This is a genomic window from Lacibacter cauensis (genome assembly GCF_007830055.1).
Lineage (GTDB): Bacteria > Bacteroidota > Bacteroidia > Chitinophagales > Chitinophagaceae > Lacibacter > Lacibacter cauensis.
In genome coordinates, this window is record NZ_VLLE01000002.1 from 899,405 (window position 1) to 922,430 (window position 23,026).

Annotated in this window: 13 protein-coding genes; 1 reads left to right on the forward strand and 12 read right to left on the reverse strand. The window is 39.5% G+C overall.

All coding sequences use genetic code 11. The annotated features are described in order from the left end of the window. Positions 1 to 66: 66 nt before the first annotated feature. From IQ13_RS03760 to IQ13_RS03770, 3 genes are all read right to left on the reverse strand, one after another. A complete protein-coding gene (locus IQ13_RS03760; protein ID WP_144884641.1) occupies positions 67 to 2,937 on the reverse strand; it encodes a glycoside hydrolase family 2 protein in 2,871 nt (956 codons plus the stop codon). A 127-nt stretch (positions 2,938 to 3,064) separates the two neighbouring features. After that, positions 3,065 to 5,464, reverse strand: coding sequence for a glycosyl hydrolase 115 family protein (locus IQ13_RS03765; RefSeq protein ID WP_242009474.1), 2,400 nt, complete (start codon positions 5,462 to 5,464; stop codon positions 3,065 to 3,067). 173 nt (positions 5,465 to 5,637) lie between these two features. Beyond that, the gene (locus IQ13_RS03770) at positions 5,638 to 7,170 is read right to left on the reverse strand and encodes an alpha-L-fucosidase (protein WP_144884643.1); all 1,533 of its coding nucleotides are present in this window, start codon (positions 7,168 to 7,170) and stop codon (positions 5,638 to 5,640) included. A gap of 215 nt (positions 7,171 to 7,385) precedes the next feature. Between IQ13_RS03770 and IQ13_RS03775 the strand changes: the two genes are divergently transcribed. Further along, on the forward strand, positions 7,386 to 8,633 hold the full coding sequence (locus IQ13_RS03775; RefSeq protein ID WP_144884645.1) for a hypothetical protein: 1,248 nt from the start codon (positions 7,386 to 7,388) through the stop codon (positions 8,631 to 8,633). Between the two features lie 207 nt (positions 8,634 to 8,840). On the opposite strand, the gene IQ13_RS03780 is transcribed toward IQ13_RS03775, so the two are convergent. The 9 genes from IQ13_RS03780 to IQ13_RS03820 form a co-directional block, all read right to left on the reverse strand. Next, positions 8,841 to 10,520: a hypothetical protein gene (locus IQ13_RS03780; RefSeq protein ID WP_144884647.1), complete on the reverse strand. Its 1,680-nt coding sequence runs from the start codon at positions 10,518 to 10,520 to the stop codon at positions 8,841 to 8,843. 30 nt (positions 10,521 to 10,550) lie between these two features. Further along, the gene (locus IQ13_RS03785; RefSeq protein ID WP_144884649.1) at positions 10,551 to 11,084 is read right to left on the reverse strand and encodes a hypothetical protein; all 534 of its coding nucleotides are present in this window, start codon (positions 11,082 to 11,084) and stop codon (positions 10,551 to 10,553) included. Between the two features lie 108 nt (positions 11,085 to 11,192). Next, entirely contained in the window at positions 11,193 to 13,445 is a 2,253-nt protein-coding gene (locus IQ13_RS03790; protein ID WP_144884651.1) for a tetratricopeptide repeat-containing sensor histidine kinase, read from the reverse strand. Then, entirely contained in the window at positions 13,442 to 14,083 is a 642-nt protein-coding gene (locus IQ13_RS03795) for a response regulator transcription factor (protein WP_144884653.1), read from the reverse strand. Before IQ13_RS03795 ends, IQ13_RS03790 begins: the two co-directional genes overlap by 4 nt. A gap of 592 nt (positions 14,084 to 14,675) precedes the next feature. Next, entirely contained in the window at positions 14,676 to 15,890 is a 1,215-nt protein-coding gene (locus tag IQ13_RS03800; RefSeq protein WP_144884655.1) for a cation:proton antiporter, read from the reverse strand. Positions 15,891 to 15,990: 100 nt separating this feature from the next. Beyond that, positions 15,991 to 17,508, reverse strand: coding sequence for a glycosyl hydrolase family 28 protein (locus IQ13_RS03805; protein ID WP_158637295.1), 1,518 nt, complete (start codon positions 17,506 to 17,508; stop codon positions 15,991 to 15,993). 269 nt (positions 17,509 to 17,777) lie between these two features. Then, entirely contained in the window at positions 17,778 to 19,859 is a 2,082-nt protein-coding gene (locus IQ13_RS03810) for an AAA family ATPase (protein WP_144884659.1), read from the reverse strand. Between the two features lie 189 nt (positions 19,860 to 20,048). Next, complete coding sequence (locus IQ13_RS03815) at positions 20,049 to 20,951, reverse strand: DUF4435 domain-containing protein (protein WP_158637296.1); 903 nt, start codon at positions 20,949 to 20,951, stop codon at positions 20,049 to 20,051. A gap of 7 nt (positions 20,952 to 20,958) precedes the next feature. Next, positions 20,959 to 22,344, reverse strand: a complete 1,386-nt coding sequence (locus IQ13_RS03820) for an AAA family ATPase (RefSeq protein WP_144884663.1) — start codon at positions 22,342 to 22,344, stop codon at positions 20,959 to 20,961. Positions 22,345 to 23,026: the final 682 nt, after the last annotated feature.

Consider the following 23,026-nt stretch of genomic DNA (forward strand, 5'->3'; position numbering starts at 1 on the left):
TTTTTATTTCCACAAAAACACTCAACACAAAATAACTCTGTGCCTCTGTGTCTCTGTGGTAAAAAATCAGAATACATTATCAACCGCCGGGCGACTATAATTCTCTTTCGAATCCGTTGTCTTTGGCAGTCCGAAATAAAAATACAAGGTGCGTTTCTTACTGCCACTCACATGATTCAGTTCACTCATCGGTCCGTACACTCTGGTGTTCGTTGTTAATCCGGTTGCCAGTTTGGTGCCGATGGGCGGAATACAATCAAGGAACGAAATATTCCCCACCGGAATTTCGGGATGTGGTTTCGCTGCTGCACTCAATGCATAAAAATCAAAGAGACGAACGAACAAACCATTATCCGGTGAAGCAATGTACAGCTTCCCTTCAACCGTATTCAACTCCATCCAGGTTACATCACCATAATAACCTTTAAACTCCGGATATACCACCGGCGAATAACCCGTGTGCGTATTGTTGTATAAATTCTGCCACACATTCACAGGTGTACCGGCCATGCGGTTCTTCCACTGCCGCACCGGACCCTTGCCCAGCCATCTCGACGAAATCACATAATTCTCCGGGTAGTTGAAACTGATACCGGTAAACGGCGCATCGCCCGTTACAGCATATTCGTATTCCATCGTTGTCCAGCCGCTTGCATTCATCTTCCATTTTACAAAATGCAGATCGCCGCTGTACATAAACTCAACCACTGCATTATTCCCTTCTTTGTATGTTTTGGATGAAACGACGCTTGCAGTTCCTTTCACTAATACAGGACCGTTATTAAAAGAAAGCACATAATCGTTACTTGAATTTTTTGTGGTAACCAGGTTGCCCGATTTTTTATCAAGCACTATGGTTACATCACCACCGGTAATGCTATAGACGGTATCGGTTTCCTTCACCGTTGCTTCATCATTCTTTACTGTAACAAATCCGTTCAACTGCAATTGTTTTGTTTTGATCTCGCTTGTCCATTTGTAGATTTCTTTACCATAAGGATCACGGGCAACAATAATCAGTGCATCATAGTTCTTGTAGTCAGCAGGTAATTGCAGTTGCAATGTTCCTTGTTTTGTTGCAGCAATATCAGGTGCAGTGATCGTTCCTTTTTGTTTCACGATGTAACCATCAAAACGATCAAAGGGTTTGCTAAAATCAACCAATGCCCAATAGAAAGTACATTGTTTGGTATTGGTGAAATGAAAACGGTTATCGAGTTCAATGCTGCCGTTGAATGTTGAAGGTAATTGCGCAGGAAGTTTTAATTGAATGGGTGAAAAGATCTCCCGCAATGCATAATAGCTGCCTTCTTTTTCACGGTGCGGACCAAGAATACCATCGTTGGCATTCAGTCCGTTTGCATCCAGTACATTGTTGAGATCGGTACGCACCACAGCTTCATCCACCAACGCCCAGATGAACACACCACCACTTCTTTGCGAACGCCAGTGCAGGTTCCAGAAATCTTCCATCGCTGCACCACCACCACCATCGTCCTGTGCATGCAGCATTTCGGTGGGCATATAGATCAGCGAATCGTTCAATATTTTTTCGGTGCTGTAATAATCTTCGTAGTGATTGCAATCAATACCGTTAATGGCATTGCCCGGACGGTGATGCGCATGAATCACTGTTCTGTTCGAAAAATCATATTGCGCATAATCATCCACCAGTTCTTTGTTATGTCCGCCTTCGTTGCCGTTGCTCCAGAAAACAATGGAAGGATGATTGAGGTCACGCAACACCATTTCTTTTACCAATGGTGCACCGGCTTGGGTGCTGTAGGCTTTTTGCCAACCGGCCAGTTCGTCAATCACATAAATGCCCAACGAATCACACAACTGCAGAAAATAGTTATCGGGTGGATAATGACTGCAACGCACCGCATTCATGTTCATTTCTTTTAACAGCAACACATCAGCAAGTTCCTGTTCCTTACTCAGACTCCTTGCTGTTTCCGGCCAGAAACAATGCCGGTTCACACCTTTAAATTTTACCTGTGTGCCATTGATGTAAATACCTTGCCCTCGACGCACTTCAATGGTGCGGAAACCAAACTTTTCACTGAGTTCATATAATTTTTTACCTGCTGCATCCTGCAACACAACCGTTGCCGTGTACAGGTTGGGTGTTTCCGATGTCCATGATTGACTGTTGGCAACCGTGCTGTTCACAATCACATGATCCGCTGTTTTTGCAAGCGGCGTTTTAACTGTTGCCACTACTTTTTTATTGGCATCGGTAATAGTTGTAACGATCGTAGCGTTTTGTGTAAGTCCTTTTGCAGATACCTTCATGGCAAAGCTGCCACCGTGTTTGGCATCAATACCCACATAGTCGATATACTGTTTGGGTGTTGCTTCTAAAAACACCGGACGGAAAATACCACCGAACACCCAGTAGTCAGCAAGGCGTTCTGCATTGTTCACACTGGCATCGCTGCTCATTTTACTTACGGTTACTTCCAGCGTATTGGGCTTGTCGTAATTGAGCAAAGAACTAATATCATACTTAAACCGATAGAATGCACCTTTGTGAATTTCTCCTGCGCTCTTCCCATTAATTTTTACTTCGGTATCCGTCATGCTGCCATCAAATACAAGGTGGATGTTCTTTCCCTTCCATGCAGCAGGAACTTTGAATTGGTATTTATACATTCCCTTCTCATCATAAAAGCGAAAATTCTTGCCGTTGGTTTTGTAATCACGGCCATAGTTGTAATTACCAAAACCCTGCTGCTCCCAGCAACTCGGCACCTGTATCTTTTTCCATTCGCCGCTGTTTCGACCGGCTGTACAAAAGAAATCCCATTGTACGGTGTGTGCAGCATCGGTACCGGAGAGGAATTGAATTTGTTTTGTCTGCGAATGCAAAGAAGTTAGGAGTAAAAAGTTAAGTGTTACGAGTAATCCAACTTTGAAAATCTGCTTCATCATATAATTTTATCAACTTTTGTTTTAGTTAACCTACCCTGTTCTAACTGTTCGATGGTTAACAGCTTGCAGCCCCTCCAGGCAGGGGATTAACATCCAGCTATTATAAAAAATTTACTTACACGGCCCCCTACTCACTACTCATTACCTTCACCTGGTCAACAATCACCCCTTCATCAACCGCTGTTATCTTCACCACATGTTTCCCATTTTTGCCAATAGCATGTGTTGTTGTTCGGTTCGCCTGATTGGTCAACACATTTTGTTTCCATTCTTCACTTCTGCCCTGTGTGGCGTAATCAACTGTTTGTACAGGCCCATCATCCACTTGTATGCTGTAACGGATTTTTGTTCCTTCAACAGGATGATGTGGTGCTAACGCCAGCACAATTTTTGCTGAATCGGCAGTACTTGTAAACGTATATGTAACAGCACTTCCTTTTGCTACACTCACCGCTCCACGCTGATAACCCATGCCATGTGCCAATGGTTTTTGTCCGTAGAATGTTTGATAACCTGTTCCGTTGAAAACACATAATGGCTTTGCAGTTTGTACCAATGGTTTGTCGATTATTTGCCGATCCGCTTTATCAAACACCGCCAGTTTTCTTGGCTTCATATCCATCATGTACTTCCACTTACCATTTGCAAGACTGTTGTACCTGTTTGTGAATGCAACAACGCTATCATAAGCAGCATCACTCAATGCCCATGATCCTTTGTTATGTCTTGCCAGTTGTGCATACAACAACTTCCGGTTGATCGCTGCTGCGCCTCTCACCGGGTATTCAATCAATTGAAACCAGCTATCCTGTTTTGTTGATGACATGCGTTTCGTTAACTGCACAATCTTCGTATCAATTGCTGCATATTCTTTCAAACGTTGGTTGATCTCCTCTTCGCTCCATGGTAAATCCGTTACAACTTTATATTTCGGATCACTTTCTTCTGTTCGTGTAGCGCCCATAAATTCAGGTTTACGGATATAGGCCAGGCGATAGTACTCATTCATCACCGCAACAAGATCCTTTGCATTTGCTGTTCCAAATTCTCTTGTAAGCCAGTTATGCAAATGCTGCTCTAAGCCTTTTTGATTGTTTGCAATGGAATCAATGTTCCATGCCATATCTAAAAACAATTCAGTTAAGTACTCACCTGGTTTTATATCACCCACATTTACGATCCACATATTTCTTGCACCTTTATCATACGCCATCCGCATTTGCGTATACATCTGCGCCGGATGTGTGCTGCTCAGCCACAGATAATCATGCGGCCTTCCCCAATACGAAAGATGATAGTACACACCGTTGCCACCTGTTTGAGTCCGTTCTTTTTCATTGGGGAAATGCCTGATGTAGCCATAGTTATCATCGCACCAAACAAGTGTTACATCCTGCGGCACTTCAAATCCTGCATCATAAATATCCTGCACTTCTTTGTAGGGAATGAATGCCTGTGGAACTTTTGTAATGTCAGGATTATTATGCTTCGCCAGCATTTCCCGTTGCTCTTTCACAGCTTTATCCAACAAAAGCTTTTGCTCCTGTAACGTATTTGCGCCAAGCATTTTACTATCGTGCACACCACGTATGCCCAATGTATAAAAGGCGTTCAATCCTTTGCTTTGTATCACCCGTTCTTCCCAATAGTTGTAGATCGTATCATGGTTGGTAATGAAATTAAACTCGCCCATTGTCTTTTCTTTCCATTCATCCACGTTATTACGCAACATCGGTTCTGCATGCGAACTGCCAACAACAATAGCATAATCCGTTGCCATTTGTGCATTACCAGGATAATGAAAGAATGCTTTTGTTGAAGGATGCATGGCAGGCCAGATCATGTTAGCACGCAAGCGAAGTAACAATTCAAAAATTTTGGCGTAGGTTTTGGGGCCTATATCGCCCGTTTCAGGTTCAAATGTTTTGGCGGCCCATGGTTGCAATCCCCAATCTTCATCGTTCAAAAAAATACCACGATACTTGACCGTTGGTTCTTTCGATAAATAACTACCGGAAACGTACAACTGCTTTTTCTTTTGTGGCGTTACATCTGCCCACCAAACCCATGGCGATACGCCCATAGCTCTCGATAAATGAAAAATACCAAAGGCAGTTCCTCTTGGATCGCTGCCGGCAATGATTAATTTATTGGGAGCAATTACTTTGATAAGAAAACGTTCCCATTTATGCAGAATGGAACGTACATCAATCCGTTTTTCTTTTATCAATTGATCAATGTGTTTTGACTGACCAATGGTGCCCGCAATAACCTGCATAGCATTGCCCCTCTTGTTCAGCTGCATGGTTTTACCCGAAATCAATTCCACATCCGCAATGAATGCTTCTGCAGCAATATGCACCACTTTGGCATCCTGCTCATCAATTAAAATGCCAGCAACAGTAGACGATGTAAATAAGGGAAAAGAAGATGGATGATGAGCAACCGAAAGTGCATTGGTTTGTGCCCTGCAAATCGTTACAAGAAAAAACAAACAGCAGAATAAAGGCTTAAACATCTTCAGCATACACAATCGTTTGAAACAGCTTGTAAATTTAACGCTCATGCCAGCTAAGCTATCCTGCGGTGTCCTGCATGCTGTTTCTGCAGTATATATAACCTGAATGCCATATTTTAACAGCTGAAGAATTGGAAAAAACGGAACTCCTGCTTACAAATAACTCCGTCTTTTCTTTCGTATTAATCAAGCGTTAGCCCTTCTAGTTTAAATACCCACGCATGTTCTCCGGGCTTCGTTTGCGGTTGCTGTATCGTAATACCCTTTTCGGTTTGTGTAAAATTGATTTTTTCAGCAGCGCCTAACAAGGTTACTTTTTTAACGGCACCCCATTTTTCCGGTTGCGGCCACTCGATGTTGATTGTAGAAGAAGGCCACTGCAGTAACAAGGCATATAACGTATTTCCTTTACGTGTAAAACGTACCTGCCCTGCTCCTGCAAAATGCCAGGCACGGGTATCGTAAATACCTTCGCCATTTTGTTGTAACCATTTACCAACTCCCAGCAGAATATCTTTTTGTTCTTGAGGTATTGTGCCATCGGCCCTTGGCGAAATATTGAGCATATAATTACCATTGCGTGCAACATTTTCAATTAACCTGCGAATAATTGTGGCTGCATTTGTAAGCTTCATGCCTTCTACATAACCAAACTTCTCACCGATCGGATCATCTACCTGCCACACATAATTGGTTAACTCTTTTGGTGCTCGTCCCTGCCGTTCAAAATCTTTAATACTTCCTTCTAAATAAGCATCGCTTTTTGTGCTGATGGAGACCGGCTTCTTCCATTGTGCAGCACGGTTGTAATAATAAGCTGCAAAACGAAGCTTTACCGAATCGAGCATGCGGCTGTTTACGCCATTGTCAAACCAAAACATATCGGGCTGGTACTTATCTACCAGCTCCTGGCAACGCATCAGCCATTCTTCTAAAAACGGAACACTCTGATACGCTTTCTGCTGATCTTCGATTACTTCTTCACCTGGTTTTTTTTCTGTGCGTTGTGGTGGTACCTGTGGCGGACCATAAAAATCGCTGTAGGCAGGATCAAATAAATCGGTTTTAATTTTTAGCTGCGGATACATAAAATCCCAATGTTCCATCCGGTGATTCGATACCCCAAACTTCAATCCTTCTTTACGTACCGCTTTACCCAACTCACCAATAAAATCAATACGTGGTCCCATATCCTTCGCATCCCATTTAGTGAGCGCACTTTCGTACATCGCAAAACCATCGTGATGTTCGGCAGTGGGTATTACATAACGGGCGCCTGCGGCTTTAAACAATGCGGCCCACTCTTCCGCCTTGAACTGTTCCATTTTAAACAACGGAATCAAATCTTTATATCCGAATTGGTGAACCGGACCAAACTTTGCTTCGTGCCATTTGCGTACTCCATCATTACTATACATGTGGCGGGGATACCATTCGCTGGCGTGTGCCGCTACCGTGTATACTCCATAGTGAATAAAAATGCCAAACTTGCCATTCAAAAACCAGTCGGGTACTTTGTAGTTGTCTTTAATGGATTGCCAAGAGGGCTTGTAGGGGCCTTTCGGTATATCCTTGGCCTTACCACCCGGTAACTGCAGCGTTACACGTGGTACAACAGGCTGTGTAAAAGAAGTGCGTACACTATCGGCAGTTTGCGCAGAGGCGTGTATAAATGAAACTGCAAAAATTATACAGCTTACAGCAAATCGTTTCATGGCAATTGTTTAAAGCAGTAAACTACTTTGAGAAAGCGGTAATACCATCCTGTTGCATCCTGAAGCTCGCAAGATTATGCGCCCCCCTGAATTTAATGACAATAACAGGCATATAGTTTTGTAATAAAGCAGAGTTACGAATAAAAATACCCTGAAAACGGTATAGTTGCTGCACTTTTGTGCTACTAATTTACCTGCTTAATAAACAACGCTGCATGGATATCGCTATAGCTAAAAAGAGTGCCCCGGTAAGAAAATTGCTGGCACCAATTGTTTTTGTTAGTTACAGTACTTTCTTTTTGAGTTTGTGTACGTATGCACAAACTAATTCTACCGACATCCTGAATGAAATCAACAAACACTTGCAGTTTTTCGATAAAGGTTATTATGGCCGCATGGAAATAAAAGATGGCTTTTTGGTGAATTATTTTAGAGACGGCAAAAACTACCGCAAAATAAAACTTACAGATTTGAATGATGTAAAGCTGATTGTGCCCAACGAAAAAATAGCCATCACCTGCAAACAAAATACCGACTGCGTATTTTCTACATTTACCAACTCGTACCACAACGAATTTGCATTTTCAGAAACCGGCGGCAATAATATTCATAAACTCAGAACGCTGTTAACAGAGTTTATAAGTACGTATACCGGAAACAATTTCGATCGCTATAAATCGAACATGAACGTTTTAGAAAGCAACCCTGCCGGCAAGCAACAAAACGAACCGCAAAAAAATACAGGCGTAAACAGTACTGTACTGTACGATAATTTAAAAAATGCCTTTGATGCATTTAATGCACACGTTGTTAAGTTAGACGGAGGGCGCTATTGGGGTTTAGAGGTTAAAGACGGTTACCTTTACAGCTACTATGGAGACAACAAGTATTCCAAAGCCAAACTGGAAGACATTGACTACGTAAGTGCCAATAAACAATACAACTATGTTAAATTAGGTTGTGCAGGCAACAGGAAATGTGTGTATTCTACAATTACCGGCAGCTATCACGACTATTTTAATTTTAACAGCGGCCCTTCTACCATTGATCAAACCACGCTGTTGCTAAATAATTTTCTAACAGCATTAAAAGCCAACCTCAATGCTGCTGCAACAAACAGTACCCAACAAAAACCAATCGATGCGCTGAATGCCTATTTAAAAATTTACAATTCCGGCACGTATAAAAATGTTGTGGTAGAAGGCAATGATGTACTTTTTCATTTTACAAGCTTTGGCGGAAACTATTACTCCAAAATAAGCAAGCAAAATTTAAAAAATAATATCCTTATTGAAGATGTAAATCATAACACTTTCAGGATTAAGTGTAAAAATAATGCATCCTGTTTCTATTCAACCTACGACGATGAAATGAAAGATCACTTTCAGTTTTTTACCTACAACCCACAAGCCGATAAAGCAAAACTGAAAGCATTACTTGAAGCATTTATTGCCAGTCTGTAAGTGATTGTTTGTTGTAGCGTATACTTCTATGAACTGATGCAGTAAAAATTTAAATGTAACAGAACCGACACCCTTGGACATTAGGGAGCAATATTTTCTGAAGTTATGCCTTGGCAATTAAAAACAGTTAGCCGTTGTTAATCTTCTTTACGAACAACGGCTAACTGTGAAGTCTTTTCTGCTTTTAGAATTTAAAACTGTATAAAATCACTTTCTAATAGTAACAAATACCAACTCGCTTTCCTTTGCCTTTTTGGTAAGCTTACCGCCCAACAAAACAATTTCATTATCGGTATCATATAAAATCACATCGTTATACTGCGTACCCCACTCTTCATTAATGAACGTTTTGTACTGCACGGTTTTCGATTCCAGATTATACGTAACTACCGACAAAGCTGTAAGTAGCTGCTTCGATTCTTTAGCTGTAATGGTACCTGCCTTTTTATCCCACTTGTTGTACTCGGTTACATCCTGTATAAGCCAGTACATAGTTTTACCATCTGCCGAAAAACTAAGGTTACCCTTTGAAAATTCTGCCGATTTCGCCAAAACAACCTCCAATGCCCCCTTATCACTAAACACTGCACTAATAATTGCATCGCCACGTTTGCCATCTTCAAACTGCTGTCCGCTGTAAATAAATTTTCCGTTTACAACATTCATTTGCAGATCGGTTACTTTCAAATGCATATCAGGCTTCACTTTTTCGCCATTAATGTTTTGCATTACAGCTTTTATCTGTTCGTCTTTAATTACACTCACATAAGCCAGTTTGCCGTTCTGAATTTTTGCAATTTGAAAAAAAGGAAAATCAGAAGATTTTGGTATGCTGAAATCCTGGTAGGTATCGGCGCTTTTCCCCGCATCTCCAATTAAATACACGGCACCTTCTTTTTCAAAAACCTGGTTAATTTTCCATTGTGAATGTGGTGCGGTAAACGTTAATTGATGTTTTGTTTCAAATGTAGTTCCATCAATACGTATATATTCATACTGGTTTGCAGGCACTACTTTACCGGTCGATTTTTTATAGTTGATGGGTAAGGTTACAAACACATAATCAAATACACCGGGGGCCATTTCAATTTCCTTTGCATACACCAGGCACTGATAATCGAACGTCAAAGCTTTATCATTTACAACATTTGCATCTGCATCGTACTTACGAAAAACATTGTGTGTTTTTGTAACATCCGTGTTTACACCAGATGTGTTAAACAAAATATGTCCGCCATTAGGAATCGGATGATTAAACATCGGTATCCAGCGTTGCCCTTTTTGTTCTTTGGCATCTTTGTTATCAATTTTAAAGACTGCCGGATTTTCAAAGCAAGCATCCGGTTTAAATTTTCCGGTTTCGCCACCCACTTTAATACCAATTCTGGAATTACCGATTTTAAAGCCGGAAATATTTGCTAAGCCCGTTACAATTTTTGTTCCGATATAGCTGTTATCAATCATACCTGTTGGCATAGCAACACCACTTATAGCAGTCCCCATTCCCTCGCCAAAAACAACATTAAACTTTCGGCCATATACAAACTCATTATTACCGATTGCATCAAATGTATTGGCATACGATTTCTGTTCTGTTGAGAGATAAGTGAAATTTTTATCAAACAATAAACGATCTACCTTCCATGCCAGACCTTTAAAAGTGGTTGTTACGGTATTGCCAATAGACGACTTATCAATATCGCAGGAAGCAGATGCAAATTTTACATACACATTGCTGGTTGATTGATCGATACCGGCTTCAATAATTTTCCAGTTTTTATGTTTATTAACCGATTCTAAATCGAGGGTTTTAACCGACACATCAACCTGTGCTTTTACGGTAATCAATGCCAACGAAAAGAATCCCAACAGCATATTTTTTTTCATATAAGAAGAATTTGAATGAGCGTGTTTAAATTATTGTTCAACGATTGTTCCGCTAAAAGTTGAAGTAGTGGAACTTGCATTGATGGGATATGAAATAATGTTGATTTGAGGAACAACAATTTTTGCTTTACCACCTGAAATGGTAACCGTTGCATTTACTGTTTCGCCAACTACAGTTACATACTGTTTATTGTATTGACCTGTACCCTGGTTGTAACCGGTGCTTGCACTAACCATAATTTCATCTGCCAGCAAATCAGACTGATTAGGCTTTGTTACCACCTTAAACGTACCGGCAGCAATACCAGTAGTATTATTAAACAATACAACAACAGTGTTCAGGTTATTGGCTGTAGGTACAGCATCAAATGCACCAACAGAGTTGGGTTGCCCAACATTCCGCAATGCAAGCAATGTTGTATAACTGGTGCTGCCGATGCGCCAGCCATTCGTTGGAATGTTACCTGAAGCATTTGTATCTGCTGCCTCTTTTTTACAAGACACAATACCGGTAACAACAAACAGGAAAAGGGAAAAATGAATAATTGAAATAGCTTTTTTCATGATGGTTTTTAATTAATTGATGATGATTATTTGCAGCACAAATCTGTACCAATTAATTAAAACCCAACTGCGTAAATAAGCCGAAATTAACTACGTATTTTTTGGTATTTACGATACTGGTATGCGGATATAAGCCGTGGTGCCGGTTTCGGCAGATGCATCGAACTCAAGGCTGCCTTTTACCATTTCTACCCTGCTGCCCAGACTGTTGAGGCCAATTCCTTTTTGTGTAGTGGCTACATTAAAGCCACGTCCGTTATCCTCATAAGTTAATTGCAACACATTATTGCGTAGCTGCAACAACAACGATACTTCTGTAGCACCACTGTGCTTAATGGTGTTATTTACCAACTCCTGACAAATACGGTAAACAGTCACTTCAATTTTTTCGGGGAGGCGCTCTTCAATACCAAAATGCTCAAAATGATGCTGTATATTATTTTTTGCAAGACTTCTGCCCAGCAACTCCTCTATAGCTTTTACAAGGCCCAGCTCTTTTAACGTAAGCGGCATCATTTGATACGATATTTCACGCACATCTTTGGCGGCCGTATCAACAGCTTTAAAAATTGTTTGTATTTGCTCCTGCAACAAACCGGGTGCTGTTTGCGCTGCTGACTGCAGGTTGAATTTAATAGATGTAAGATCCTGTACAATACCATCGTGCAGATCTTTGGCAATACGGCTGCGTTCTTTTTCTTCAGTTTCCAATACGCTCTGCAGTAAGTTCTTTTGTGCCAGTGCTTCTGCATTGGCCTGTTTCTTTTTACTACGTTGATAAAAAGCAAGGAATACCAGTGCAGACGTTAACAGCGTACCAATCAATAAAAAATAAAGCACCTGCCGCTTCTGTGCAGCTGCGGCTTGCTCTTGCTGCAAGGCCAACTGCTTTTGCAATCCTTCTTTGGTAAGTGCATTTATCTTTTCTTCTTTTAACGAAGCATCGAGTTTGCCTTGCAGTATCACTTCGTTTTGAGTAAACAGTAAAATACTGTCTTCTGCCAATGCCAGTTGCTGCTGTGCAATGCTGTATAAATTACGGTCGATGGCCGATTGCTGTGCAAGTATCTGCAGACTTTTAATGGAATCCGCTTTGCTTAACAGCAGTATTTTACCTTCTTTCTGCTGCGTTTCGTACTTGGTTTGCAGTTCGAGCAGTTTGTTATTGGAGGTTTCGTTAATAACAGCCTCCTTGTATATCTGCTGCGAATCTTTATAAGCAAACGCCTGGGCATAGTCGTTTTTAGCATTATAAAACGATGACAAAGTTGAAAACAAACTATGCATGTATTTCTTTAAACCTACTTCGCTTCTTGCAATAGCAATGGCTTTGTATTGATAGGTAATGGCTTTATCAATTTGATTTAATCCGCTTATAAACATTGCATAATTATTATAAGCAATTACCAGACTTTCATCGTCGTTATACCGTTCAAGTGTTGTAAACAGTTCATTAAAATAATACTCGGCCTTTGCTGTATCATTTAACCGCTCAAAACAACTGGCTAAAACAGACAGGCTGGAAGTCTCTACTTTTTTATTCTGCAAACTGCGTGAAAGCCTGAGTGTTTGTTCTGAAACCGTTGCAGCTTCCTTGTACTTTTTTTGCCCGTGTAACAAGGCTCCTATATTGTAATTGGTGAGTAATTCCCCGTTTGCATTCTTTCCTTTAATGTAAATAGCCAGTGCCTTATTGTAAAAACCTTCTGCTATATCAAAGTTCTTCAGGTTTACATTCATTACGCCAAGGTTAGAGTAGATCTGTGCCTGCATATCAAAAGCCTTTGCCTGTTCGTAAAAAGCACTGGCATCATAATAATATTTTAATGCGTCATCAAACTCGCCCAAGGCATAGTGGTTATTTCCAATGCTCTGGCTAACATTACCTAACCGGAGTTTATTATTTGTTTGTGTATACATGGCAAGCGCCATCTTTGCAAACCTGTTCGATTCTGTATAAGATTTAAGTGCGTAGTAAATATTTGTTTTAACGAAATAAGTCCTTGCAAATTCATCTGCCACTTTATTTTTAATTCCCGCAGCAACAGCAGTATCGGTAATAGCCAATGCTTTATCGTATTTACCTTTTAACAGATATTGCACTGCCTGATCGTTCATACCCTGTTGATAAAGGGTAAACAGTTTCTTCGATTGCGCCAGCAACATGCCTTCTTTAAAATAACGATCCATCTCCGGCTCACTCACAGCAGCATATTTCTTCGCTATTTCATACAGCCTTGCAACTTTTACACTATCATTTTTTTCTTTTTTGGCCAGGTTAATCAAACTGTCTGTTTGCAATGTCTGTGCATAGGCAGCAACAGAAAACAGCAACGCAAGAAGAATCAATGCTGCTCTCATTTAATTAAATTATTTTTCAGTGCAATGCTGATGAGTTTACCAATTGAGTTTACATCCATCTTGTGCATAATATTCTTCTTGTGTGTTTCTACGGTTCTGGGACTTAAAAATATTTTTTCGGCAATTTCCTTTGGGCTTAACCCTTCACAGAGCAATGCCAGTATTTCCAGCTCCCGTTCGGTGAATGGTTCAGCCAACGAAAAGCCGCTGGTTTTTTCTTTTCTGTGGTAGCCGCTTACATTAATGAGCACCTCTTTTGAAAAATAAACAGCGTCTTTGCTGAAAATTGCTTCCTGCAATTCTAATTCAGTACAGTCTTTATTCAAATACCCACCAGCCCCCTTTTCTATACAATCGTCTACAATTGCCTTTTCGTTGTTCATCGAAAGTATAATACAGTGCAATTGGGGAAAATGCTGTTTAAGCGCCACCAGGGTTTTGCGGCCATCCCAAACGGGCATATCAATATCTAAAAAAACAACATCGGGAAGCTTTTGTGTACATGCATCGTACAAATCTTTACCATTTGCAAACAGCCTTATTTCTTCAACGCCGTTTATCGTTCGTATAAGCGATGCAATTCCCTTGGCCACGATATGGTGGTCATCGGCGAGGTAAACCGTTAAGTTCTTTTGCATGGAAGAATGGGTAAAATTGGTTGCCGTTTTAACCGCCACGGCTTACTTAAACATTAAAGTATTCTACAATGGAAAAATAAGCAGATATATGTGAAAAGAAAAAACTAAGTACCCACTACTGCTATTAAGCAGTTGTTGCAGTTTATCCTGAGCTTGCCGAAGGGCGCTCTTGTACGGTTGGGATTTCTATGTACCTATTTTACTGGCCCATGAAAAGAACACCTATCCGTTACTTATTTTGGAATGGTATGTTGTGGTTAGATTAGTAACGACTGGACACAGGTAGGAGCCCTGCGCCAGAGAGAGCCAGAAAGAGCCATTTTATCTTCTCCCGTTAGAAAACCAAGCATTGCGAAAGTTAGGAACATAGTTCGGGGGTGGGTTCTGGTGATAGATAGACCTGACAGGTTTAGTAATTGTTTAATGCTTGCTAATAGAAGGCAGTTTGCACAAGCGTGCTTAACCTGTCAGGTCGAAACCTCGCATTTGTTGTTGCAGCTTGTCTCAGAACCTGTTTCGATCCCTTATTTATTTTGAAAGAGAAGTAAGGCCAGGATTAATAACAACAGCACAATCGCCGCAAGCAGGCCGCTTAGTGCTTCACCTCTTCTGGGTCTGCAATCGTTGCATCCTCCTCGTCTGACGGACTTCTTTTATGCGTCATCAAACCGAACATCATCAGCAGTGCCATTAACAGAATAACCTGGATAATAAGCGATTGATTCACCAACGGAATAGTATGGGCAGGGTCAATCGATAAAAACAACAAAATGGTAATCAATCCACGTGGCGCCACAAACAACAAGGGCCGCAACGGCAAGTGCGATAAACGCAGTTGCACATAACGAAACAACACAATAATCAACACAATGGCCACAGCCCATACAAACGTATCGGCATTTAATACCGTACTCGTTTCAATTAAAAAACCAAATAACAAAAAGAACGACGCCCGTATTACAAAGGCAGCTTCGCTTGTTAATTCACGAAACTTAATCACTTCCCTGTTCAGCTCATCGGGCTGAAGCTTTTCAATCCATTTAAACCGTTTCAGCTCATCAAGGTTGCCGATGGATAAACCAAAAAACAGGATAAAAATCAGGCCCGGCAAATGATACACTTTCGATACCGCATAAATTAAAATGATGATGAGGATAATTGGTATAAACTTAATGGGATGTTCAATTTTGTTCAGCAAAAAAGCAAGGGCAATGGTTGCAATAAACGATACCACGGCAATAATCAGCAACTCCAGCGCAAAATGGCCGAACGAACCGGCATTGACGATTTCGTTATAAGCAAGAAAGTTAAAGACAATCACACCCAGTATATCCGATAAACTGCTTTCATAAATAATAAACTCTTTGTGCTGCCTCCCCAGGTTGCGCACACTGGGTATGGCAATGGCACTGCTGATAACACAGAGCGGCATGGCATTCAGCAAACCGTCTTTAAACGAAAAATGACCACTGGCATAAAACGCAAAGGCCAACAAAAATGCAAGGGCAAGCATTGGTACAAAAGCGCCGAAGAAAGACTTGCGGATGAGTCCCAACTTAGACCGGTTCAGCTCCAGCTCCAGTGAACCTTCCAGCACAATTAAAATTAAACCGATCGTACCCAGTACAGGTAACAACGGCGAAAAATCGGGCAACTGAATATCCAGCCAGGAAGCCAGCTGTTTCACCAGCCATCCAGATAACAACAGCAGGATAACAGAGGGCACTTTTGTTTTCGACGATGTAAGATCGAACACATACGCTATAAGCAACAGCACACAAAGGCTGATGATGATGGTTACAGTCATACCCGAAAATAGAGAAATGTTTTTGATGCAGCTCAGATACAACTGTTAATGCTGCCGATGTTCTTACCTGTACCCAAGTTGCTGAGAAATGGAGCTTCTCTTAATAGCTTATCCCTGCACTGTTCTTCACCTCATACACCGGCTTACCACCACCCACCATCTTCACCCCTTCAAACCTTACCTGATCTGCATCATTAATAAGCACTTTGCCATTTTCAGGTAGCACAATGTTTGTAAACAAAACATTCTTTAATTTATGTGCAGGATGATTAAACCCGTTGATATTGATCACCGGTTCTTTTACATTCGCCTGGCTCAGGTCAATATGCTTAAACACAAAATTTTCAAACACAGGTAACACAGGAGCAGCCTCCCCATCGTTGTTATAATTCACCGCAGAGAAAATAGTGATCTTCAGCAACTGACAATTCTCCACCGTTACATTCTTTACATAACCGCCACGGTCTTTCGTGCCTTTGATCTGCAGTCCATGCAGCAACGCACCTGCTTTACAATCCTGCACCAGCACAGCACTTACGCCACCACTCATTTCACTGCCGATGGAAATACCATGTCCACGTTTAAAATCACAATCGGTGATGCGGACATTGGTGGTTGGTTTGCCCACATAATAACCTTCGGGGTTCTTTCCTGATTTGATGGCAATACAATCATCACCTGTATCGAATATGCAGTTGAAAATATACGAATCAGTTGATGAGTCAGGATCGATACCATCGCCGTTATGAATGCCATGAGTTTTAATGGTGAGACCATGACAACTGATATTATCGCTGTAAACATAATGCAGTGTCCAGCAAGGCGGCTCTGTTAATGTAAGATTATCGATGCTTACATCCCTGCAGTTCATCAATAAAACCAAACGACCCCTGCTGCGGATGCCTCTTGCAGCTTTGCAGGCAAGCTCCAGTTTTTTACCGCCGCCTTTAATAGTGCCGCCACCTGTTATGCGCAGGTTCTTTACATTGTACGAACCATCACGGTTCAATGTACCGGCATTGATGAGACTTGCATAGGTGTCCATCTCCCATCCTTCGAAACGGTTTTTGATCAGGGGCAGGTAATCGGTTGTGTCGATTGAACCTTGTAATGTGGCACCTTCTGCAATATACAGGGTCATATTACTTTTTAAAAACAAAGCACCGGAAACAAAATTGCCTTTGGGGATATACACTGTACCACCTACTGTGCAGGCATCAATGGCTTTTTGAATGTGTTTGGTGTTGATGAACGATGAATCGCTCTTTGCACCAAAGTCGAGGATATTATAAACCCTGCCTTTGGCTGCTGTTTTAAATTTCAATGGAGACGATGCTGTTTGCTTTGCCCCTTTCAACTGTAGCGAAACGGTATAACTCGCTCCTGGTTTTAAACCCTTGATGGTATAATTTGTTTTGGTAGTTGTACCCTGAAGTTTACCATTGAGCAGCAGTTCATACACAACCGCTTCTTTTGCATATTGCTTATCCCACAACAATACCACCGACGTTTCGGATAAGGTGCCGGGAGCAATGAATAAGTTGTATGGATTGGAAGGAGCAGCAGAAACCGTAAACAGCAGATAGGATAAAATAACAACACAGAAAAATCTTTTCATACAGCGTGCTTTAGCAATCGGATAAAAATAATGCTGTTGGGAGAAAGGAACATCCTGTACTGTTACGGGAATCACTGTGGCAAACCGGAACGTTCTCAGGCGATGTCTGGAGCAGCCGACTCGCCGTGATACGAAGGGAAGAAATAAATTTAGCTTTCGTTCATTGATGACTGCGAGTGCCACAAGGCGAACGCACTTTGCTTTCTGACACGACTTGTCCCGTCTTTGCGAGTCGCATGTGAAGTACAGGAGACTCTGAAATGGATTACTTAGTCTATCCATTGAATAAAGTCAGGGTATCTTTCGTAAGTTTTCCTTAGAAACATACACACATCGCTATTTTTGTCCTTTATAGTAATTACAAGAGTGTCAATAGCCCTCGTCAACGGAATTAAAGACCATAAATAAACAAACTTTCTCCTTTTTTCTTCATTTGATTCCAAAGCAAGTTCATTTGTTTCTTCTTCAATAAAAGTCTCCATTTTGTATCGAATGAAGTCGTCTAATTCTAGGCAAACAACTGTCCAACCTTCAAGTCCTCTACATGATTCATATTGCAATAATCTATGCTGATTTAATTCTACTACATATTGAGTTCTTAAATCAGTATTAGTTAAATCCCAAATCGAAATCCCCATTTCTTTAAATGATTGGGTCAAGCTAAACATCCGCTTTTCAACCATTTTGCCCCACTCATTTACTTGCTGCGATCGTGAAACAAGACTCGGCGGCACTAAAAACATCATTTCGTATTCTGAATTTTCACACTCTTTACATCTTTTCAATTGCTCGTCATGTAATTGCTTTGAATAACCACTAGTTGAAATAATAATCTTGCCTCCAATGAGTTCTTGCTTAGGTTCGATTTCCCATACGACACCACATTGCTTAGCATATTCATTCACAAAAGCAACTAAGTTTACCTCTTGCCTTAAACCCTTTTTCTCGTTTGTTTTTTTGAAGTCAACATCTGGCTTTAAGCCTTGAATCCAATTGCATTTCTTTTGGCTTCTTATTAGTTGGTCAACTCCATCTGCGATAATTGCTTTGTCTCTACCGAAAATTGTAAAAATTATTTTCTTCTCATTTTCACTCCAATCTTGAGATTCGTCAATTAGTATATAGTCCCATGCAATTTTATCATGCTTGCTGCGCATTAACTCTTGAATCTCCTTTTGTTGTATTAAACCTGCTTCTATACAATCGATGAGTTCTTTAAGGTAATCTTGATACTTGGAAATAAAATCAGGAATATACTTTGCATCTTCTAAGGGATTATTAGGATTAGTAACTAAGCCAAAGCCAATTACTAATTCAAAGATGAACTTGTGCAAAGTAGTGATGTTTACAGTATAGCTATCAACCCCATCTGGAATTTCTGCTAACGCTAATGTTCTTTTAATATCACTGACTAAAGCATGATTATAAGTTAGTATCAAAGACCTTGCGCCTTTATTGATGGCTAAATCACAGGCAATCCTTAAAAGTTTAATTGTCTTTCCCGTGCCTGCTCTACCTGATATAACAATTAGTTTCTCTCCAATAGCTTGCGCATATTGCTGATTGTCTAAAAGTTTACTAGTAATTTGTTCAATCTTTTTTCTTGTCAGTTGACCTGTACCGACTTTAACTCTCTCAAAAATGTTAAAAACATTTTCCATTTGCGTAAAGTCAAAACTATCTTTTGATTTCAAGCAATTGAATGAGCAATAGCCTTTGTAATTGCCATCTTTATCTTTTGCATTATAAGGTGTTTGCTGAATGCATGCAAGTTGCATTAAAAACGGAAACTTAAAACTACTTGGTAAATAGTTATGCTTGGTATATAGCAATTCATTTTCACCTATTAAGTTTTTTATTGAATCCCAATTGACATTCCGAAACCAAATAAAATTGTTTATATACGGAGAAAATTTAAGTCTGTCACTTAAGAAGCCTTTTAGTGAATATTTCTGATTTTCACTTTGGGTTGTAACGTCAGAAAGTTTGTTGTTATATTTCACCAATAGGTTTAAACCTTCTAAGCGTATATCCTCTGCTCTATGTCTCTTTGTTTCGATTGTGAAGCAGAAGTTATTTACGAAGACGGTCCTTTCTTTTAATTCTAGTTCTTCTTTTCCAGGGCCAACTGCTTTTGTTTTAATATTACACCTATATTTTTCAAAATTCCCGATTACAATTAGGTCAACATCTTTGACTTCTTGCCCGAATAAAGTTGCATTTGAAACGATTAGAATTTCACCGTCAGTAGTACGAGTGTCAATAGAACTTTCAAAGAGTTGCTTCAACTGTAAAGCATCTTGATATTCGTTGGTGTCAGGATTTCCTTTAATTCTAATTTTTATTGGCATGTCGTATTAAGAATTCTATTATAATACTTATTCAAAAGAATTAAAAAGTTGAGCGATATCCTGAGTTACAAACGCAGGACAGCTTTCTACTTTCTATTCTTTACTCATCTTTTACCTCAGCCAGCTATATTAGTTTGGAACACTAAGGATGGCTGAGAATATTCAGCCCTGCTTTTGATAGGCGTTCATTTATGGGAACAACTGCTTTAAGAAATTCTCGAACCGTTTTGGAATAGAAGTTCGTGGTCCGATTATTTCAAGAGCGTTACTATGATTAATATTAGTTTTAACTTTTGAATTATGATTGTATGTTTTTAATAAGTAGTTGTTAATTCGATTAAAGAAGGTGATAAAAAACCAAGCTTCAAACTTCCCACGCAAATAGATTTTATAACTTGGCATCGTACCTGTAATAGAATACCAATGTTTAAATCCAGATAGGTGAACTTCAGGAGTTTTGACGTGTGTCACTTTCTCTAAATAAGCGATTTTATCAATACTATTCTTTGAAAAAGATAAATCCTCGCTTATTTGGAAAAGCTTTGCAAGGTCAATCATGTTCAAATTTGCTTTAAGTCTATGACTTCTTATAGTCAAGATCCACGCAAGAATTGGTTTAATGTTTTTAATGAATAATTCGAGTTCTGATTCGTACTTCACCACAATTTTATTTATTTCCACTTCTTCGTGAAAATGCAAGATTTCACGAATTAACCTTTTCAAAACTTCTGAATTGGATATATAGTTTTCTATGGAATAGTATGTTGTTTCATAAATGTTGTTATCCGTTGGGACTGCCTCCCCTAAAATTCTACTATAATCCCTGTCTATGAAAATGATAATTCGCTTTTTATCGTACTTAGCCCAATCAATTTTATCGTAGATTTCAATAGATTGTTTTTTTCCTAAACTGATGTGTGTAACATAATTACTTGACAGTCCTTGAAGATAGTTAAAATAAAATGATTGGTCTTCGTAGCCTTCAAAAATATAATGCATTTCGTCGTTATTAAATCTATACTTCTGCAATAGCTTAAGATAAGCAAAGTTTGAAGTTTGTGCTTTTTGTTTTAAGGTTTCAACAGCGTCCATAAATAAATTACTTAATTGAAATAAATTCATTAAATCCTTTAGTGTGTTTTATCAAAGAATCATTGAAAATAAAAGGAGAATGTGTGACGGCGATTAATCCTGAATTATTAGCATTTAATATGTCTTGTAAGAATCGTTCCTGCCAAGAAACAGACAAGGATAGTTCAGGTTCGTCAATTATGACAAAAAACTGCTTTGTATCTGATAAATATAAATGACTAAATAATGAAACGATTTGCTTTTCACCTGAACTAAGCTTAGAGAAATCAATCTCCTTTTCTTGTTGTGTTAGATAAACTTTAATTTTCCTTTCTTCTCTTGAATAAATAAACTTTTTATTGTTGCAATAACTATTACATATTTCCACGAAACTGGTTACTTCTTGTTCAGCAATAGATTGTTTTTCATAAATATCAACTAGCTTCTGAATAAAATATGCAATAATTTTACTTTCATTCGTAATAGATGCAGGATCTGTCTTATAAGTGTCAACAAATCTACTCAGACTATCTTTTTCATTTTTCTGAAGAATACTATTATCAATCCTATTCAATATTTCATTAAGCTTTTCACTTGTTATAGTGTCCAATACGTTGTAATTGTATTTTTCATAATTTTTGTTGAGGATGTCTCTTAAGTACCCCCCCATTAATGATTGTCTCAAATTGTTAGTGAAATTTATATAGAGTGAGTTTAGTTTTCGCTCAACTTTCTGTTGCACATCATCCATGCCAAACTCCACTAATTCAATATACTTGCTTGAATTCTCCTGCTCAACATGAAGTCTTTTGTTTCTTAATGAGTCTAGATTTGTTTCCAAATCTGGGAAGATATTCTTCAAATCTTTTTCAATTCTCCGATAGGTTGGAAGATAAAGTATTTGGGACTTAATTTCTTTATTTAGTATTTCAGAAATCTTATCAATGTTATCTGATGAATCCTTTGTAGAAAATAGTAGTTCATTGGAAATGTCAAACAATACAGAAACTGGCACATCAAATCTACTTGCAAGTTGCTCTAATTCAAAGGGACTGTTTAAAAGAGCTTGAATATCATGGGTCTCAAGAATATAGTCTGCAATTCTTGATATTCTTGGACTTTGCGTTCTACGAAAACTTCGATTTCTTAATTTTCTAAGTTTAATAAAGTTATTCAACTCCTCTCGCTGAACTTTAAATTCATTGTCTCCAATTTCAAATATCAATGTTTCAAAATGGTATTCTGTTAATTTGTACCACTGCCGAGATAAGGTGTAATAAATTATATTAACAATTGTTGTCTTACCGAGTCCATTTTCTGCGACGATAATTAGGTTACTATCGTCGATGTTAATTTTAACATCCATGTCACCATGTAGACCAAGAATTTCGAATCTTTTTAATTGTAGTAGCATAATGTATGTTTAAATAGCGTCCAATTGTGAAAGTGTTCTTACGTCCGCCCGAGGTCTTGCGATAACCACCCTGGGATTTATGCACATTACATATAAACTGTGGACTCAGACAACCTTATTAAAAAATCACAATTATTTCCTGGAGTATCCCGGCGCACCATATCTGCTCTTCTCCTGCGCAGCAATCAAAATAAAATTGTCCGGGGTTAAGCGTGGAGTTTGGGTTAGCTCTGGCTGTTCCGGTGATTCACGGTTGCAGTTTCACTTGCTGGCGCAGCTCTAAAATAGGGCAAAATACTTAGATGAAAAAAAGTTCATGGGTCATTGTTCATAGTTCATGGTAAAACAGGCAACGGTAAACGTTCGATAGCTCTGCAGCTGTTGTGGGGATGTGGGAAATAGTCCTTTGGTATACAATACAAAGCCCTTTGTTATACCATACAAGACCCTTTGCTATACCATACAAGCCCCTTTGCTATACCATACAAAGCCCTTTGTTATACCATACAAGACCCTTTGTTATACCATACAAAGCCCTTTGCTGTACTATACAAAGATATTCTCCCATGTATCCGAAGCCCTTCGGTAAACTATGAAAAGGCCTTCTCATATGTATGAAACGACCTTTGGTAAACTATCCAAAAGCCTTCACCCAACCATCCAAAGGCCCTTTTAACTCCAG

Bases quoted from the DNA above. Each gene is read 5' to 3' on its own strand.
- IQ13_RS03760 (WP_144884641.1), bottom strand. From the start codon at position 2,937: ATGATGAAGCAGATTTTCAAAGTTGGATTACTCGTAACACTTAACTTT.
- IQ13_RS03765 (WP_242009474.1), bottom strand. From the start codon at position 5,464: ATGCTGAAGATGTTTAAGCCTTTATTCTGCTGTTTGTTTTTTCTTGTA.
- IQ13_RS03770 (WP_144884643.1), bottom strand. From the start codon at position 7,170: ATGAAACGATTTGCTGTAAGCTGTATAATTTTTGCAGTTTCATTTATA.
- IQ13_RS03775 (WP_144884645.1), top strand. From the start codon at position 7,386: ATGGATATCGCTATAGCTAAAAAGAGTGCCCCGGTAAGAAAATTGCTG.
- IQ13_RS03780 (WP_144884647.1), bottom strand. From the start codon at position 10,520: ATGAAAAAAAATATGCTGTTGGGATTCTTTTCGTTGGCATTGATTACC.
- IQ13_RS03785 (WP_144884649.1), bottom strand. From the start codon at position 11,084: ATGAAAAAAGCTATTTCAATTATTCATTTTTCCCTTTTCCTGTTTGTT.
- IQ13_RS03790 (WP_144884651.1), bottom strand. From the start codon at position 13,445: ATGAGAGCAGCATTGATTCTTCTTGCGTTGCTGTTTTCTGTTGCTGCC.
- IQ13_RS03795 (WP_144884653.1), bottom strand. From the start codon at position 14,083: ATGCAAAAGAACTTAACGGTTTACCTCGCCGATGACCACCATATCGTG.
- IQ13_RS03800 (WP_144884655.1), bottom strand. From the start codon at position 15,890: ATGACTGTAACCATCATCATCAGCCTTTGTGTGCTGTTGCTTATAGCG.
- IQ13_RS03805 (WP_158637295.1), bottom strand. From the start codon at position 17,508: ATGAAAAGATTTTTCTGTGTTGTTATTTTATCCTATCTGCTGTTTACG.
- IQ13_RS03810 (WP_144884659.1), bottom strand. From the start codon at position 19,859: ATGCCAATAAAAATTAGAATTAAAGGAAATCCTGACACCAACGAATAT.
- IQ13_RS03815 (WP_158637296.1), bottom strand. From the start codon at position 20,951: ATGGACGCTGTTGAAACCTTAAAACAAAAAGCACAAACTTCAAACTTT.
- IQ13_RS03820 (WP_144884663.1), bottom strand. From the start codon at position 22,344: ATGCTACTACAATTAAAAAGATTCGAAATTCTTGGTCTACATGGTGAC.